The following is a 15593-nucleotide window of genomic DNA, read 5'->3' on the forward strand; positions in this document are numbered from 1 at the left end:
CCGGACCTGAGCCTTACACCACCATCATCACGGGATTTTCGATCAGCTTCTTGAATGCCGTGATCAGTTCGGCGCCGAGCGCGCCATCGATGGCGCGGTGATCGCAGGAAAGTGTCACGCTCATGATGGTTGCAGCGACGATCTGGCCATTGCGCACCACGGCCCGTTCCTCGCCCGTGCCAACCGCAAGGATCGACGACTGCGGCGGATTGATCACCGCCGTGAAGTCCTTGATGCCGAACATGCCGAGATTGGACACGGATGACGCGCCGCCCTGGTATTCGTTGGGCTTGAGCTTCTTGGCCTTGGCGCGCGCGGCAAGTTCCTTCATCTCGTTGGAGATTGCCGAAATGGACTTGATCTCGGCCTGGCGGATGATCGGCGTGATCAGGCCGAACGGCAGCGCCACCGCTACGCCGATGTCGGAATGCTTATGACGGAGCATCGCTGCTTCCGTCCACGACACGTTCGCTTCCGGAATCTTCTGCAGCGCGATGGCCATCGCCTTGATGACGAAATCGTTGACCGAGAGCTTGTAGAGCGGCTTGCCGTCCTTGTCCTTGCCGGCGGCAGCGTTGATCTCCTCGCGCGCGGAGGAGAGCTTGCCCAGATCGCAATCGACGGTGAGATAGAAGGTCGGCATCGAGTTGGTCGCAGCGGTGAGACGCTGCGCAATCGTGCGGCGCATCGAGTCATGCGGCACGCTCTCGTAAGCACCCTGCTCGTACAGCCCGAGAATCTGCTGATCGGACATTGCAGGCGCACCGATCGCTCCAGTTGCACCTGCTGGAGCGCCGGCAGCCGCGGCTGATGCCTTCAGGCCGCCACCAGACTTCGCCTTCTCGACGTCTGCAGCCACAACGCGACCATGCGGACCCGATCCGTTGATACGGCCGAGTTCGATGCCGGCGTCCTTGGCGAGACGACGCGCCAGCGGTGACGAGAATACGCGCGCGCCATTGCTCTGTGAGACGGCTGGCTGCGGAGCTGGCGCAGCGGCCGCTGCCGGTGCTTTCGCTGCGGAAGCAGCAGCCGGCGCAGGTGCAGCAGCTGCAGGCTTCGGCGCCGGAGCTTCGGCAGCAGGCGCGGGCTTCGGCTTGTCAGCCCCTGCCCCCGAACTCGCGGCCTTCACGTCCTCACCGTCGGCGGCGAGCACCGCGATGACGGCGTTCACAGCAACATCCTGCGTACCTTCCGCCACCAGGATCTTGGCGATGGTGCCTTCGTCGACAGCTTCGACTTCCATCGTCGCCTTGTCGGTCTCGATCTCCGCGATCACGTCGCCAGACTTGACCTTGTCGCCCTCCTTCTTGAGCCACTTGGCAAGGTTGCCCTTTTCCATGGTGGGCGACAGCGCAGGCATCAGAATGTTGATTGGCATTGTCAGTGACCTTGTTGCGACCGCGGCGTGGTGTTGCCCATGTCAGTCGGACGCGCGATTTCAGCTTCGAACATTTCGACGATGCGGTTCAGCGCCTCGTCCTCGGAATAGTTGGCCTCACGCGCATAGGCGCGTGCGGCATGGCGCGCGATATCGACCAGCAGGAGCCCCCACATGTCGGGCTCCTCGAAGGCACGCATGAAGGCGATGGACAGCCCGCCATCCAGCACGAACGCGCGCAACACCTCGGTGGCGTCCTCGCGATCCATGACATCCGGCGGCAGTGGCTGTTCCTTCGGACCTGCCATGGTTCACCGATAGCAAACGGCTTTGGCCGCAGCCACGACGTCGGCCACCGACGGCAGCGCCAGCTTTTCAAGATTGGCGGCGTAAGGCATCGGCACGTCCTTGCCCGACACGCGCGCGACCGGCGCATCGAGATAGTCGAACGCGTGCTCCATGATGCGTGCGGCGATTTCGGCGCCCACACCCGACTGTTGCCAGCCTTCTTCCACCGTCACGGCGCGCGAGGTCTTCTTCACGGACTCGATGATGGTGTCGGTATCGAGCGGACGCAGCGTGCGCAGGTCGATAACCTCCGCCTCGATACCTTCCTTGGCGAGTTCTTCGGCAGCCTTCAGAGCATAGGTCATGCCGTTCGACCACGAGATCAGCGTCACATCCTTGCCGACACGTGCGACCTTGGCCTTGCCGATCGGCACGATGTAGTCGTCGAGCTTGGGCACCTCGCCGGAATGCCCGTAGAGCATTTCGTTTTCGAGGAAGATCACCGGGTTCGGATCGCGGATCGCGGATTTGAGCAGGCCCTTGTAGTCGGCGGCGCTATAGGGCGCGACAACCTTGAGGCCCGGGATCTGCGAGTACCAGGCCGAGTAGTCCTGGCTGTGCTGGGCGCCGACGCGCGCCGCGGCGCCGTTCGGGCCACGGAACACGATCTGACAGGTCATCTGGCCGCCGGACATGTACAGCGTCTTGGCTGCGGAGTTGATGATCTGGTCGATCGCCTGCATGGCGAAGTTGAAGGTCATGAATTCGACGATCGGCTTCAGGCCGGACATCGCCGCGCCGACGCCGACACCGGCGAAGCCGTGCTCGGTGATCGGCGTATCGATGACACGGCGTGCGCCGAATTCCTGCAGCAGGTTCTGGGTCACCTTGTAGGCGCCCTGATATTCGGCGACTTCCTCGCCCATGATGAAGACGTCTTCATCCCTGCGCATTTCCTCTGCCATCGCGTCGCGCAGCGCTTCGCGGATGGTCATGGTCACCATCTCGGTGCCTTCAGGAATTTCAGGATCGGGCTGGATCGAAGCCGTCGGAGCTGCTGGCGCTGTAGCCTCTTCCTTCGGAGCCGGAGCAGATTTCGCTTCCGCAGCAGGCGGCGCGGATTCTGCGGCCTTCTCCTGCTTCGCGGGGGCCGGTGAGCCCGCCGCGGCAGATGCGTCTTCGCCATCGGCGAGGATGGTCGCGATCGGCGTGTTGACCGCGACGTCGTTGGTCCCTTCCGGGATCAGGATCTTGCCGAGCGTCCCTTCATCGGTCGCTTCGACTTCCATCGTCGCCTTATCTGTCTCGATTTCGGCAATAACATCGCCGGACTTGATCGTGTCGCCTTCCTTCTTGAGCCATTTGGAGAGGTTGCCTTTCTCCATGGTCGGGGACAGCGCGGGCATCAGAACTTGAATGGCCATTATAACTCCAGATCGGTCTTTAAGCCGCGCGCTTAGCGGTACACATCGGTGTAAAGTTCGGATGCATCGGGCTCAGGGTCCTGCTGCGCGAAATCCGCCGATGCGTTGACGATGTCACGCACCTCGGCGTCGATCGCCTTGAGGTCCTGCTCGGTCACGTCAGCGGCCAGCAGACGGTTGCGCACCTGCTCGATCGGGTCTTGATCGTGGCGAACTTTGTCTACTTCCTCGCGGGTCCGGTACTTGGCCGGATCGGACATCGAGTGGCCGCGATAGCGATAGGTCTGCATTTCCAGAATGAACGGACCCTTGCCGGCGCGGCACCAGGCGACCGCACGGTCACCGGCGGCCTTCACGGCGCGGACGTCCATGCCGTCGACCTGCTCGCCCGGAATGTTGAAGGAGATGCCGCGCTTGGAGAAGTCGGTCTGAGCCGAGGAGCGCGTCACCGAGGTACCCATGGCGTAGCGGTTGTTCTCGATGATGTAGATCACCGGGAGCTTCCACAGCTCCGCCATGTTAAAGCTCTCATAGACTTGGCCCTGGTTCGACGCGCCGTCGCCGAAGTAAGCGAGGCTGACGAGATCATTGCCGCGATAACGGTTGGCAAAAGCGAGACCCGTTCCGAGCGACACCTGCGCACCGACGATGCCATGGCCGCCATAGAAATTCTTCTCGCGGCTGAACATGTGCATGGAGCCACCCTTGCCCTTGGAGTAGCCGCCCTTGCGCCCCGTGAGCTCGGCCATGACGCCCTTGGCGTCCATGCCACAGGCCAGCATGTGACCGTGGTCGCGATAGCCCGTGATGACCTGATCGCCATCCTTCAATGCCATCTGCATGCCGACGACGATGGCTTCCTGACCGATATAGAGATGGCAGAAACCGCCGATCGCGCCCATGCCATAGAGCTGGCCGGCCTTCTCCTCGAAACGCCGGATCAGCAGCATGTCGCGAAGCGCGTGCATCTCCTGATCGCGGGTGAAATCTGGCGGCGATGACGGGGTTGCGCCATTGCTCGTTGCCTGCCCTGCGGGAGCGACGCTTTTCTTCGGTGCGGCCATGAAAATTCCGGATGCGAGAGTGAATGGCCCTTCCTACTCCAAGTGCTTGCGGCTTGAAAGGGATTGCGTCGCGCGGAATGCCACACGGTTGTTTCGCACTGCAGCGAAGGCGTGAAACTTTCGAAATCGAATTGGATCGGTTTTGTAATTTGAGGAATGAAAGCGCGTGTCGTGGTCACGTTGCCGTCACGATGAGCAGGCGCGAGCGATCCATAGCTTTGATGCAAAGCTGTGTTGCTTCATGCGAGGACGACTCGCCGCCGAAGAGAGAATCTTAGTTTGGCTTGATGACCTTCACGAGGTCGCGCGGATGCGCGTAGTCGAGCTGGTAGCGCGCGCGCTCGTCGAGCATGTCGGGATCGAGTCCACCAGATCGCAGGAGCGCCACGCGCTGCTCGGCCTTGGTGCGTTCCTTCTTCAACTGCACCAGTTCGGAGGTCAGCGCGACGATCTCCTGGTCGAGCTCCTGCCGCGCATTGAGGCCGTATTTGCCGGTATAGGCATTGACCCCGAAATAGCTGATCATCATCGCCGCCAGTGCATAGAGCACGAGCCCGGTGAGGATCGATTTGAGACGGGTATGCTTGACCATTCCCGAAAATGCGACGGCCCGGTTAAGGCGAACCTAACAACCGGGCCGCAACCTGAATTTGCGCCGGTTATTTCTTCAGCTTGTCGACCCAGACGGCGAAAGCGTCGATATAGGCCTGCAGCACCGGCCGGATGGATTCCTTGACGATCTCGCCCTGTTCACTGAACGCGTCACCGACGGCATTCAGATAGATTTCAGGCTGTTGCATGATGGGACCGACAATCCCCGGCAGGGTCTGGCGCAAGCTGAGGGCTGCACCCAGGCCACCGATCGGACCGGGCGAGCTAACCACGATGCCGGTGGGCTTGCCGAGGAACGAGCTCTTGCCATAGGGCCGCGAACCGACGTCGATGGCGTTTTTCAGGACACCCGAAACTGAGCGGTTATATTCCGGAGAGACAAACAGTACCGCATCCGAGGCCTGGATCGCTTCGCGGAACTTGACCCAGTCGGCCGGCGGCGCGGCTTCCAGGTCTTGATTGAAGAATGACAGCTCGTTCAGCGTGATGACGTTCAGCTTCAGCGACGGCGGCGCCAGCTGGGCGAGTGCATTCGCAACCTTGAGCGAGAATGACTGTTTGCGGAGGCTGCCGACAATGACGGCAACGCTGTAGGTGGCCATGAGATATCCCCTGAATAACTGCTTCCAAAAAGCGCGGAGCGCATCTGGAACCTGTCACCTATCCCGGCAAAAGATGCAAGTGCATGGATTGTATTTGACGGCCGTAATCGTACCGAACCGGCACGTCCGCCTCGCCCGCCCAAACACATCTTCGTTATGCTGATATCGCTCAAATGGATGACGCCCGGAGCGCCGCTGTGATCGAACCTTCGGAGAGTGCTGCGCGACAAACCACGTAAGACAAACCACGCACGCCAGTCCCGACTGATCTGCGACGTCTGGCCAGGCTGCTCGAATTCGACCGTCGCAATTGCGGGGCTTCCGATGCGCAACCTTGGTCTTGTGGCTTCCGTAGTCTTCGCCTTGAGCTTGCTCAGTCAGTCGGCCTTCGCCGACAAACGCGTCGCGCTGGTGATCGGCAACTCGGCCTACCAGAACGTCATTAAGCTCGCCAACCCGGCCAACGACGCCGCGGCGATGACCGAGACCTTGAAGACCGCGAATTTCGACATTGTCGAAGCCCGACGGGATCTGAAGGCGACTGAGATGCGCCGGGCCCTGCGCGATTTCGCGGACAAGGCGCGCGATGCGGACGTTGCTCTGGTCTATTTCGCCGGCCACGGCATCGAGGTCGATGGCACCAATTACCTGATTCCGGTCGACGCACTGCTGGAACGCGACACCGACGTCTATGACGAGGCGTTCTCGCTGGAGCGCATCCTCGTGACCATCGAGCCGGCCAGGAAGCTGCGGCTGGTGATCCTCGATGCCTGCCGCGACAACCCCTTCATCAAGAACATGAAGCGCACCACGGCATCCCGGGCGATCACCCGCGGCCTCGCCAAGGTGGAGCCGGCCAGCCCCAACACGCTGATCGCCTATTCGGCCAAGGCCGGCTCGACGGCGCTGGACGGCGACAGCAAGAACAGCCCCTTCACGGCCGCGCTGGTCCGCCACATCGCGACGCCTGGCCTCGACCTCCGCAAGGCCTTCGGCTTCATCCGCGACGACGTCATGAAGAACACCAGCAACCGCCAGGAACCGTATGTCTACGGTTCGCTCGGCGGCGACGACGTGCCGCTGGTCCCGGTGGCTGCCGTCGCCACGTCGCCCGCCGTCAGTGTCCAGGCCGAAACCCGCCGTGACTACGAGCTGGCTTTGCAGCTTGCGACCAGAGACGGCTGGAACGCGTTCCTGACCCAGCACCCCGACGGCTTCTATGCGTCGCTGGCCAAATCCCAACTAGCGAAGCTCGCAGCCGAGGACGCCCATACCGCTGCTGCGGAGAAAGCCCGCCTCGCCGTTGAAGAGAAAGCCCGTCTGGCTGCCGAAGGCGCCAGGAAGGCCGAACAGACCAAGGCAGCGGCCGATGCCAAGACCGCCGAGGATGCCCGGATCGCTGCCGAGAAACTCAAGACCGCCGAGCAGGAACGCGCCGCCGCCGGCGAGCGCGCCCGCGCGGCAGCGGAAGCCAGGGTCGATGCCGGCAAGCTGGACACGCCTGCCGCCGGACCGCAGTTGGCGACACTCCCTTCCCCCACAGCCGATGTGTCACGAACACCCGCACCGACCGATCTACCCCGTCAGATCCAGGTCGAGCTTCAGCGGGTGGGCTGCCTGCAGGGCTCAGTCGACAACACATGGACTGCGGCTTCCCGCAAGTCGCTCGAACGCTTCAATCGCTACGCGTCGACCAAATTCGATGCCAAGGCAGCCAGCACCGATGCGCTCGACGCGATCAAGACCAGGTCGTCCCGCGTCTGCCCGCTGGTCTGTGCGCATGGTTCAGAGGCGGACGGCGACCGCTGTGTGAAAATCGTATGCCGCGCCGGCACGTTCCTGAATGACGACAATGAATGTGAGAAGAAGCGCAACCGCAACGAGGCCAAACGCAACGCGCCGCGCCGCGAGCGCGATGAGCTTGATCGCCCGCAAATTCAGGCCCGCTCGCCGCGCGCACAGCCGTCCGGCCAGATCGTCTGCGACAATGCCGGCTGCCGTCCGGTGCGTCCCGGCTGCCGCTTGGTGTCGCGCGACATGCGCATCGGCCTCACCAATGTCGAGGTGTGCAACTGACGACGTGCTTGCCTGACAGGATCGCAAGCGACATTCTGACGATCCAAGTTTGCAAGCCGGAGCCATCATTGTGACCATCGAATTTCTCATCACCTCGCTGATCGTGGTGGCGTCGCCGGGCACTGGCGCCCTTTACACACTAGCAACCGGCTTTTCGCGCGGAGGCCGCAGCAGCGTCGTCGCCGCGTTCGGTTGCACGCTCGGCATCGTTCCGCATATGGCCGCCGCGATCCTTGGTCTCGCAGCACTGCTGCACACCAGCGCCGTGGCGTTTCAGGTGTTCAAATATGTCGGCGTCGCCTACCTGCTCTATATGGCCTGGAAGACGCTGCAGGAGCATGGCACGCTGAAGGTCGAGACCGACGATAGCGCGCAGTCCGCGCTGCAGGTAACGACCACAGCGATCCTGATCAACATCCTCAATCCGAAACTGTCGATCTTCTTCCTCGCCTTCCTGCCCCAGTTCATCAGCGCCGACGAGGCGCATCCGCTATCGCAGATGCTGCTGCTCAGCGCGGTATTCATGCTGATGACCTTCGTTGTCTTTGCGCTCTACGGCCTGTTTGCTGCGTCGATCCGCAACCACGTCATCACACGGCCACGGGTGCTGACCTGCATGCGCCGCAGCTTTGCCGGCGCGTTTGCCGTGCTCGGTGCCAAGCTGGCTTTCGCGGATCGCTGACGCGCCTATTCCAGCCGCTCGACATTGCGCAGCGTCGGGAACAGCCGCATCCACAGCAGCGCAATGGCGACGGTGCCAAGGCCACCGATCAGGGCGGCGGGCACAGTGCCGAACAGCGCCGCGGTGACGCCGCTCTCGAACTGGCCGAGCTGGTTCGAGGTGTTGATGAACAGGTAGTTCACCGCGCCGACCCGGCCGCGCATGTCATCCGGGGTCGCGAGCTGCACCAGCGAGAAACGGATCACCACGCTGACCGTATCGGCCGCGCCGAGTACCGCGAGTGCGGCGACTGACAACCACAGCCAGTGCGACACCGCGAACACCGCTGTCGCAAGGCCGAAGATGATAACAGCCTGGAACATCCGCATGCCGACCCGGCGGTTGATCGACCAGCGCGTCAGCACGATGGTGGTCAGCAGCGCGCCGACTGCCGGCGCCGCGCGCATAAGGCCTAGGCCCCACGGACCAGTCTGCAGAATGTCGCGCGCATAGATCGGAAGAAGCGCGGTGGCACCGCCGAGCAGCACCGCGAACAGGTCGAGCGAGATGGTGCCGAGGATCGCCGGATTGCTGCGCACAAAGCCAACGCCGGCAAACAAAGTCCGCAGCGACGGCGGATCCTTCACCGCCACATCGCGCGCCAGTTTGATGGCACTGTTGAGCGCGCCGCCGATCAGCCAGAATGCCGCCATCAGCACATAGGGCGTCGACGGAGATAGCGCATAGGCAATACCGCCGAGCGCCGGGCCGCAGATCATCGCAACCTGAAACACGCCGGTGGAAAGTGCCGTCGCTTTTTGCAGGCGCCCCTCCGGTACGACGCCGGGCAGCAGTGCCGAGCCGGCCGGCGCCTCGAAGGCCGTGGCAGCGCCGATCACCACCAACGCCACGAATATCTGCGGCACGGTGATCCAGCCGGCATAAGTGCCCCAGGCGAGCAGGATCGCCGTCAGCCCCTGCAGCATCTGGCAGATCTGCACCACGCGGCGGCGGTCGTAGCGGTCGGCGATATGGCCGGCGACGAAGACCAGCGCCAGCATCGGCACGAATTGCGCGAGGCCGACCATGCCGAGCTGGAACGCGCTGCCGGTCAGATCATAGATCTGCCAACCGACCGCGACAGCGGCAATCTGCGACGCGAAGCGCGAGAAGCTGCGCGACACCATATAGTACAGATACGGCGGATGGCGCAGCAAAAGCCGCGCCCCGTCCGTGACCACGCCGGCAGACTGATCGGCGAGTGTCATCCCGGCATGTTCGGATTGATCAGATACTTCTCGCCGGTGGCGCGCTTCGCATAGGCCCGGAGATTGTCGAGCTGCAAGACGCCTTCGAGCGAAATCACCTTGGTGTAGTGACTGGCGAAGGTGGTCTTGAGTTCGGCGACCACGCGGGCACGGAGCTTCGCGGCATCAGCCGCGCCGATCTTCTGCAGGAACGGGAACAGCAGCCAGCCGCCCATGCCCCAGGCCATCCCGGCAGGGACGAATTCGATCGGGCGTAGATCCAGCCGACCGTAGACATAGACCTGCTTGTGGGTCGTCGAGCCATAGCGGCTATAGACCTTCATGGCCTTGACGGCGGCGACTTCCATCGCCTGCAGGATCTGGCCCTGCAGCTTGCCGCCACCGGTGGCGTCGAAAGCCAGCGTGGCATTGGTGGCAATCAATGCGGCAGTCAGGTCTTCCATGAAACTCGGCGACGTCGAGTTGCAGACATATTTCGCGCCGATCCCGCGTAGCAGTTTCTCCTGCTCCTCGCTGCGAACGATGTTGACGAGATCGATGCCGTCCTTCTGGCAGATCTTGTTGAGCATCTGGCCGAGATTGGACGCGGCGGCCGTATGCACCAGCGCCGTGTGCCCTTCCCGCTTCATGGTCTCGACCATGCCGAGCGAGGTCAGCGGGTTGACGAAGCAGGATGCGCCCTCGGTGGCCGTCGTGCCCTCGGGCAGCGGCAGGCATTCCTTGGCCTTGATGACGCGATACTGCGCATACATGGCGCCGCCGATCAGCGCGACGGTCTTGCCGAGCAGCGCCTGCGCGGCTTCGGACGGTCCGGCCTTCACCACCGTGCCGGCGCCCTCATTGCCGACCGCCATCGACTCGTCGAGACGACCGCCCATCGCCTTCATATTGGCCTGCGGCACGGTTGCTGTGACGATCGAGGACGCGCCAGAGCCGGAGGCTTTCGCGCTGGCCGGATCGGCCGCGCCGAGCAGGAGACCGAGATCCGACGGATTGATCGGCGCGGCTTCGATGCGCACCACAACTTCGTCGGGGCCCGGCGCCGGGATCGACACCTGCTGCAACGAGATTTCCAGTTCTCCGCTGCTCTTGATGAGCGAACGCAGTTCAAGTCCGGATGTGATGTCAGTCATGATCGATCCCCCTCAATATGTCCGGCGGTCTGGTGCCGCGTCAGTAGATGCCCGGAATGATGCGCTTGGTCTCGCGCATATAGGCCCGGTAGTCGTCGCCGAATGCCTCGATCAGCATCCGCTCTTCATAGTCGATGCGGGTGAAGAACAGGATCGCGATCGCGACCAGCCCGCCCAGCGCGGCCATGGCATTCGGCAGCAGGAATGCCTGCGCCAGTGCCCACAACCAGAACGAGGCATACATCGGATGGCGGATGCTGCGATAGACGCCGGCACGCACGATCTGGTGAGCCTCGCGGATTTCCAGGCTGGCCGACCACTGCCGGCCGAGATCCTTGTGCGACCGGCGAAACAGCCAGAGCGACAGCACATAGAGTGCGCCGCCGACCACGACCGCCACATAATTCAGCTGATAGTTCAGCGCGGCCGGCCAGCCGGTCACCAGCCAGATCAGCGGCACCACGAATAGGCCGATGGTGGCGATCGCCAGCAGGATGCGTTCACGGCTCCAGCCGACCGCACGCAGCGTCGCCGTGCGGCGGGCTTTGCGCGCATAGGGGTAGCGAATGATGAACCAGGCGATCAGACCGATCGCCCAGACATATGTTCCAAGAAGTGACGCGGTCATTGTCGTCCGATCAGGCCATCATGCGGCATTCACGGATGCCCCGGCTTGCGATTGAGAGGATGTGATCTTGGACAGTGGCATGTCTAGCAGCGCGCCATCCGCACCGAAGCGTTTGAGGCCGCCTTCGCCCGCGGTGATCTCGTCAAACGGCAGAGGACCGCAGATCACCATGCAATAGTCGTAGGGCGCGCGGCACTGGTTGCCCATCACCATCTGATAGTGAATGCGCATGAAGTTGAAGCGATAGCGCTTGAACTGTTCCATGCCCATCATGGCATGCATCTGGACGCGCCGGATGTTCGGCCTGCCCTCGTCGCGATCGCGACTGCGGCGTTTCAAGGTCACCGGATCGAAGCGGTAGAAACTGATGACGTCGTCGCGGGCGTGATATTCGGTCCAGCGGATCGCCGGCGTGTCGGCGACGAGACGCGTTGCTGCGCGTACGCTCTTGCCGGCGGGATGCAGCGAGAATTTCGGGATGGTCGCGCTCACCGTCATCACGCAGATGGTCGGGCCATGTTTTGTCAGATCCGGGTCGAGCGCGAGTGCGCGGGCCACCACCTCCATCACCAATGCCGCACCAAGGCAATGCCCGACGATGACGATCTCGTCGACATCGGCCTTCTGCGCGCGCGCCGCGATTACCCTGGCGAATTCATCGACGCGCGCCGTCATCTTTGGCCGCTGGCCATGGACATATTGCCGCGAGAAGATCCAGTCGTCGAACACATGATTGATCGGCTTGCGCCAGCCGTAATGGTGCAACAGCGCCGTGAAGACGGCAGCAGCAACAATTGCGCCAGCGATCCATGCGGCGGCGGCATTCATGCCAAGCAGCCAGGTCAGCCCATAGCCCACCGCTGCGCCAGATGCAGCAAAGCCCGCGATCCACAGATAGGAGAACAGGAAGAAGCCGGCATATTTCCAGCTCGCGAAGAAGAAGCGGAACAGGGTTCCCGTCACCAGCCAGTCGCCCAGCGTAACAAAGGCGGCGCCCAATCGCGACAGCATGCTTCGGGTGTGATCCTGCAGGATCAGGTCATCCCAGCGCAGCATCTCGTAGGTGGTTTCCGTCTTCCAGTTCGGCCCGGAGGTCTCGGCCCGCCAGGAGGCGCTCACTTCCGTAGCGTCAAGCACGCCAGAGGCTTTCGCAGACACGCTCCACGTCTTCTCGAAACTCGACAGCGAACGGCGGAACCGCTCGAGCTGCGTGTCCGGCAGAATCGGGTCGTAGCCGCCAATGTGAAAGACATGTCGCCGCGCGATCATCGTCCGTTCGCTCCCGAGTGCATCACGCACCGTTCTGATCCGGTGCATAGCAAATTCGCCTGCGCCGACAAACCTGCCCATGCCCAAAACGCTAGCGTCCGGCAGGATTTTGTCGCCCTCAGGTCACACAGCCGCTCTTTCGCAACCCCCTTCATCACAATTCCGGGAATCGAGGCAGGACTGTGATTGACGGCAGGGTCTTATGTCTGAACATGTCGCGGGTTTTTTCGAAGAAAGAAAGCACTATGTCGATTGCTCTCAAGGGCTTCAAACGGCCGTCGTGGACCTCTCCAGCGGCCGTTTTGCTGATTCTGTCGTCGCTCGTTGTGGCCTCACTCGCGAGTTCCGGGGATGCCGATGCGGCGCCCGGCCGTCGCCCCGGCCATGTCTACCTCTATCGCGGCCTCATGAACGTGTTCTCGCTCGGCATGGATCAGATCGCCTACAAGCTCGAAGCCGCCGGCGTCGCCTCCTCGGTCAGCAATCACACGCTGTGGAGCGGCCAGGCAGACGACATGATTGCCCGGTACAAGGCCGGTAACCGCGAACCGATCATCCTGATGGGCCACTCGGCCGGTGCCGACGTGACCATCTCGATTGCCCGCAAGCTCGCGCAGTACAACATCCCGGTGGCGCTGATCGTGAACTTCGATCCGGTGGCGCCCGATGCCGTCCCCAACAATGTGAAGCAGATCGTGAACTATTACGTACCTGCCGGCTGGGGGCGCGCGGTGTCTGCGGATCCCCGCTTCAAGGGCAAGCTTGCCAACGTCAACGAGAACGCCACCACCAACCACTTCTCGATCGACAAGGACGACAGCCTGCAGCGTCAGGCCATTGCCCGTGTCATGGCCGTGACCGGCGGCGGTATTCGCCGCAAGCCGGCGGCGCCGAAGCCTGCGCAGGTCTCGGCTGCTCCGCAATAATACGCGGCAAATATCGAAACGCATTCAGCCGAGGTGATCGTCACCTCGGCTGAATTGTTTTGGCCATCCGGAATCCTCAGACGATCAGCACGTCATGATGTGACGGAGGCGTCACCGGCGCGAGCGCGGCATCGTGTGTGCCGAGAGCGTCGTCCGGTGCCGGCGCGGCCGCGACGGGATGGCTGGACGCCGTCAGGACCTGAGCAAGAGCGACTTCCGCAGCGCCCTCGCCCTGCGCACTATTCTGCACCTCCGTGTGCGCGGACGTCGTGTGGCCGGACGTCGGGCTGAAAGCAAAGTTCTCACTGCCAGTACTGCTTGCAAGTGCTTGGCCGAGCGTATCGACGGCAATACTGGCATTTGCGAATTTCAGAAACTCCGTATTGGTGAGATAGTCAGTGCCGTCGCGGCCAGCGATTCCGTCGGTGACGATCGTCTGAGCGCCACTGCGGCTGATGCTGTAGTCGGCCACATTGCCGGAGAATACCGCGGTGTCGGTGCCGTTGCCGCCATTGATGATGTCGTTGCCGATCCCGCCAGCAATGTAGTCATCGCCATCTCCACCGCGGACGACATCGTTGTCGCTTGAGGCACCGAAGAACCAGTCCTGATGCTTGGTCGTGTCGAATTGGATGCTGCGGACATAGAGATCGAACGAGCCGGGTGAACTGGCATTGGTGCCGTCGGCCGGCACCAGATCGACGCCATTGATGGCAATGTCCTTGAAATGCAGCGCGCGCCCGGGCTCGGAATTTGCGAGATTGATCGCGACACTGGAGATGCTGGCGGGATTGTCGAAAGTGATCGTGTAGGTCTGGTAGCCCGACGGATCGCTCGCGGGCGTGAATTCAAGCACGCCCGAAACCGGCTGGCCATTGACCAGAACCTGCGCCTGCGCGCCGATGCCGTTCACCACCGAACCATAGCCCGTCAGGCTGATGGTGGTTGTTGCGAGCTTTCCCGCAGTATCGGGCCCGGCGACAATCGTGTCATTCCCGGCACCGCCATAGATCTCGTCGTGTCCGAGCCCACCCAAGATGACGTCGTTGCCGCCTCCGAGATCGATGGTATCGCCGATCGACGAGCCCGTGACGGTGATACCCGGCGTTACTCCTGTCCCATGGAAATACTGCGCCACCACATCCTGCGCCGGCTTGTCCATGACCGAATAGCCGGTCTCGGAGTAGAAGTTGTTGAGGTCCCACTGCCAGAACTCGACGCCCTTCAGCCAGCTGCCGCCATGCGCGCTCCAGACTTGAAAGAAGGCATTATAGGCATCGGCCTGTTCGGCGAGATCCGCAGGCGCCTTGGATGATCCACCGCCCGGATTGATAGCCGTGCCGTCGATGCTGCGATAGCCGACCTCGGTCATCAGCACCGGCTTGCCGTAATCCATCGACAGCGAATGAAAGAAATCGACGGGCGATTGATAGCCGAACGCTTTGGCGTAATACGGATTATACGGCACCTCATTCCAGGCGTGCACGAGATCGTTCACCGTCGGCGTCGTGCTGGCCGTCAAGGGTGGATAGGCGTTGATGCCGATCGTATCGACCTGGTCCCAGAAGCTGACCTTGGATGCCTCGTCGGTTGCCGCCGCGTAAGTAACTTCGCCATGATAGACGCCGCGCACAGCGTCGATGATATCGACCCAGTAGCTGCGATAGGCGTCGCCCGACAGGCTGCTCATCTCGTTGCCGATAGCGAAACTGGCGACATCACCCTGCTCCGCAATTTCGGCCAGATGCACGATCTCGGCCTTGTACGACGCGAAGAACGCACCGGCATCCGACGGCGCCAGACTGTGCGAGATCGTGCCGTCGAGACCTGTGATGCCTGGCTTGAAGACAACATCCAGCCCCGCAGCATGGGCCTTCTGAAAGCCAGCCAGCAGGCTCGCATCGCTTTCGGTCTTGTCCGGCACGGCGAGCACGTCATTGCCCGTACGGCTGTCGGTCCATATCCGCGTCGTCAGCGCGATCGAATTCGATCCGAGGGACGCCATGGCCTGAAACGCCTGATCGGCCGACGCACTGGAGAACTGTCCATTCCACTCCGATAGTGCACCGAAACCTTGGACCTTAAAGATGTTGGGCATTCGCGCTCTCCATCGGCATTGCCTGGAGAAGCCTGAACCCGCAACGTGATACCTTCGCGACCGCAATGGGGTATCATGATGACGTCTACAAATTGAACCTCGTTGTAGGCTTACGCGGTCAGGGTCATTCAATGAAAAACGCCGCCCGCTATTTCAGCGAACG

At 62.3% G+C, this 15593-nt stretch carries 14 protein-coding genes; 3 read left to right on the forward strand and 11 right to left on the reverse strand.

Translation table 11 applies throughout. The features are described from left to right. Positions 1-13: 13 nt before the first annotated feature. The 6 genes from LPB73_RS12705 to LPB73_RS12730 all read right to left on the reverse strand — a co-directional run bounded on the left by LPB73_RS12705 (position 14) and on the right by LPB73_RS12730 (position 5371). Positions 14-1381 (reverse strand): pyruvate dehydrogenase complex dihydrolipoamide acetyltransferase, encoded by a 1368-nt coding sequence (locus LPB73_RS12705; RefSeq protein WP_231080776.1) that lies wholly within the window; start codon positions 1379-1381, stop codon positions 14-16. Between the two features lie 2 nt (positions 1382-1383). Then, positions 1384-1689, reverse strand: coding sequence for a DUF5076 domain-containing protein (locus LPB73_RS12710; protein ID WP_068730814.1), 306 nt, complete (start codon positions 1687-1689; stop codon positions 1384-1386). Between the two features lie 3 nt (positions 1690-1692). Then, complete coding sequence (locus LPB73_RS12715; RefSeq protein WP_231080777.1) at positions 1693-3093, reverse strand: pyruvate dehydrogenase complex E1 component subunit beta; 1401 nt, start codon at positions 3091-3093, stop codon at positions 1693-1695. Between the two features lie 32 nt (positions 3094-3125). After that, positions 3126-4157: a pyruvate dehydrogenase (acetyl-transferring) E1 component subunit alpha gene (gene pdhA, locus LPB73_RS12720; protein ID WP_068730816.1), complete on the reverse strand. Its 1032-nt coding sequence runs from the start codon at positions 4155-4157 to the stop codon at positions 3126-3128. Between the two features lie 274 nt (positions 4158-4431). Further along, positions 4432-4749, reverse strand: coding sequence for an FtsB family cell division protein (locus LPB73_RS12725; RefSeq protein WP_068730817.1), 318 nt, complete (start codon positions 4747-4749; stop codon positions 4432-4434). A gap of 67 nt (positions 4750-4816) precedes the next feature. Next, positions 4817-5371: an NADPH-dependent FMN reductase gene (locus tag LPB73_RS12730; RefSeq protein ID WP_231080778.1), complete on the reverse strand. Its 555-nt coding sequence runs from the start codon at positions 5369-5371 to the stop codon at positions 4817-4819. A gap of 324 nt (positions 5372-5695) precedes the next feature. On the opposite strand from LPB73_RS12730, the gene LPB73_RS12735 reads away from it, so the two are divergent. Beyond that, complete coding sequence (locus LPB73_RS12735) at positions 5696-7447, forward strand: caspase family protein (protein ID WP_231080779.1); 1752 nt, start codon at positions 5696-5698, stop codon at positions 7445-7447. Positions 7448-7517: 70 nt separating this feature from the next. Beyond that, positions 7518-8129: a LysE family translocator gene (locus LPB73_RS12740; protein ID WP_231080780.1), complete on the forward strand. Its 612-nt coding sequence runs from the start codon at positions 7518-7520 to the stop codon at positions 8127-8129. 5 nt (positions 8130-8134) lie between these two features. Here LPB73_RS12740 and LPB73_RS12745 read toward each other — a convergent pair whose 3' ends face one another. The 4 genes from LPB73_RS12745 to LPB73_RS12760 are packed head-to-tail and all read right to left on the reverse strand — an operon-like array spanning position 8135 to position 12436. Further along, on the reverse strand, positions 8135-9376 hold the full coding sequence (locus LPB73_RS12745; protein WP_231080781.1) for an MFS transporter: 1242 nt from the start codon (positions 9374-9376) through the stop codon (positions 8135-8137). Then, positions 9373-10509, reverse strand: a complete 1137-nt coding sequence (locus LPB73_RS12750) for a zinc-binding dehydrogenase (protein ID WP_231080782.1) — start codon at positions 10507-10509, stop codon at positions 9373-9375. The genes LPB73_RS12745 and LPB73_RS12750 overlap by 4 nt, the downstream gene beginning before the upstream one ends. Before the next feature lie 40 nt (positions 10510-10549). After that, positions 10550-11137, reverse strand: a complete 588-nt coding sequence (locus LPB73_RS12755) for a protein-S-isoprenylcysteine O-methyltransferase (RefSeq protein ID WP_231080783.1) — start codon at positions 11135-11137, stop codon at positions 10550-10552. Between the two features lie 18 nt (positions 11138-11155). Continuing rightward, on the reverse strand, positions 11156-12436 hold the full coding sequence (locus LPB73_RS12760; RefSeq protein WP_231080784.1) for a hypothetical protein: 1281 nt from the start codon (positions 12434-12436) through the stop codon (positions 11156-11158). A gap of 215 nt (positions 12437-12651) precedes the next feature. On the opposite strand from LPB73_RS12760, the gene LPB73_RS12765 reads away from it, so the two are divergent. Next, positions 12652-13332 (forward strand): hypothetical protein, encoded by a 681-nt coding sequence (locus LPB73_RS12765; protein WP_231080785.1) that lies wholly within the window; start codon positions 12652-12654, stop codon positions 13330-13332. A 76-nt stretch (positions 13333-13408) separates the two neighbouring features. On the opposite strand, the gene LPB73_RS12770 is transcribed toward LPB73_RS12765, so the two are convergent. Next, positions 13409-15430 (reverse strand): glycoside hydrolase family 113, encoded by a 2022-nt coding sequence (locus LPB73_RS12770; RefSeq protein WP_231080786.1) that lies wholly within the window; start codon positions 15428-15430, stop codon positions 13409-13411. Positions 15431-15593: the final 163 nt, after the last annotated feature.

It is taken from the genome of Tardiphaga sp. 37S4 (genome assembly GCF_021044645.1).
Lineage (GTDB): Bacteria > Pseudomonadota > Alphaproteobacteria > Rhizobiales > Xanthobacteraceae > Tardiphaga > Tardiphaga robiniae.

Bases quoted from the DNA above. Each gene is read 5' to 3' on its own strand.
- LPB73_RS12750 (WP_231080782.1), bottom strand. From the start codon at position 10,509: ATGACTGACATCACATCCGGACTTGAACTGCGTTCGCTCATCAAGAGC.
- LPB73_RS12745 (WP_231080781.1), bottom strand. From the start codon at position 9,376: ATGACACTCGCCGATCAGTCTGCCGGCGTGGTCACGGACGGGGCGCGG.
- LPB73_RS12715 (WP_231080777.1), bottom strand. From the start codon at position 3,093: ATGGCCATTCAAGTTCTGATGCCCGCGCTGTCCCCGACCATGGAGAAA.
- LPB73_RS12755 (WP_231080783.1), bottom strand. From the start codon at position 11,137: ATGACCGCGTCACTTCTTGGAACATATGTCTGGGCGATCGGTCTGATC.
- LPB73_RS12725 (WP_068730817.1), bottom strand. From the start codon at position 4,749: ATGGTCAAGCATACCCGTCTCAAATCGATCCTCACCGGGCTCGTGCTC.
- LPB73_RS12710 (WP_068730814.1), bottom strand. From the start codon at position 1,689: ATGGCAGGTCCGAAGGAACAGCCACTGCCGCCGGATGTCATGGATCGC.
- pdhA (WP_068730816.1), bottom strand. From the start codon at position 4,157: ATGGCCGCACCGAAGAAAAGCGTCGCTCCCGCAGGGCAGGCAACGAGC.
- LPB73_RS12770 (WP_231080786.1), bottom strand. From the start codon at position 15,430: ATGCCCAACATCTTTAAGGTCCAAGGTTTCGGTGCACTATCGGAGTGG.
- LPB73_RS12730 (WP_231080778.1), bottom strand. From the start codon at position 5,371: ATGGCCACCTACAGCGTTGCCGTCATTGTCGGCAGCCTCCGCAAACAG.
- LPB73_RS12705 (WP_231080776.1), bottom strand. From the start codon at position 1,381: ATGCCAATCAACATTCTGATGCCTGCGCTGTCGCCCACCATGGAAAAG.
- LPB73_RS12735 (WP_231080779.1), top strand. From the start codon at position 5,696: ATGCGCAACCTTGGTCTTGTGGCTTCCGTAGTCTTCGCCTTGAGCTTG.
- LPB73_RS12765 (WP_231080785.1), top strand. From the start codon at position 12,652: ATGTCGATTGCTCTCAAGGGCTTCAAACGGCCGTCGTGGACCTCTCCA.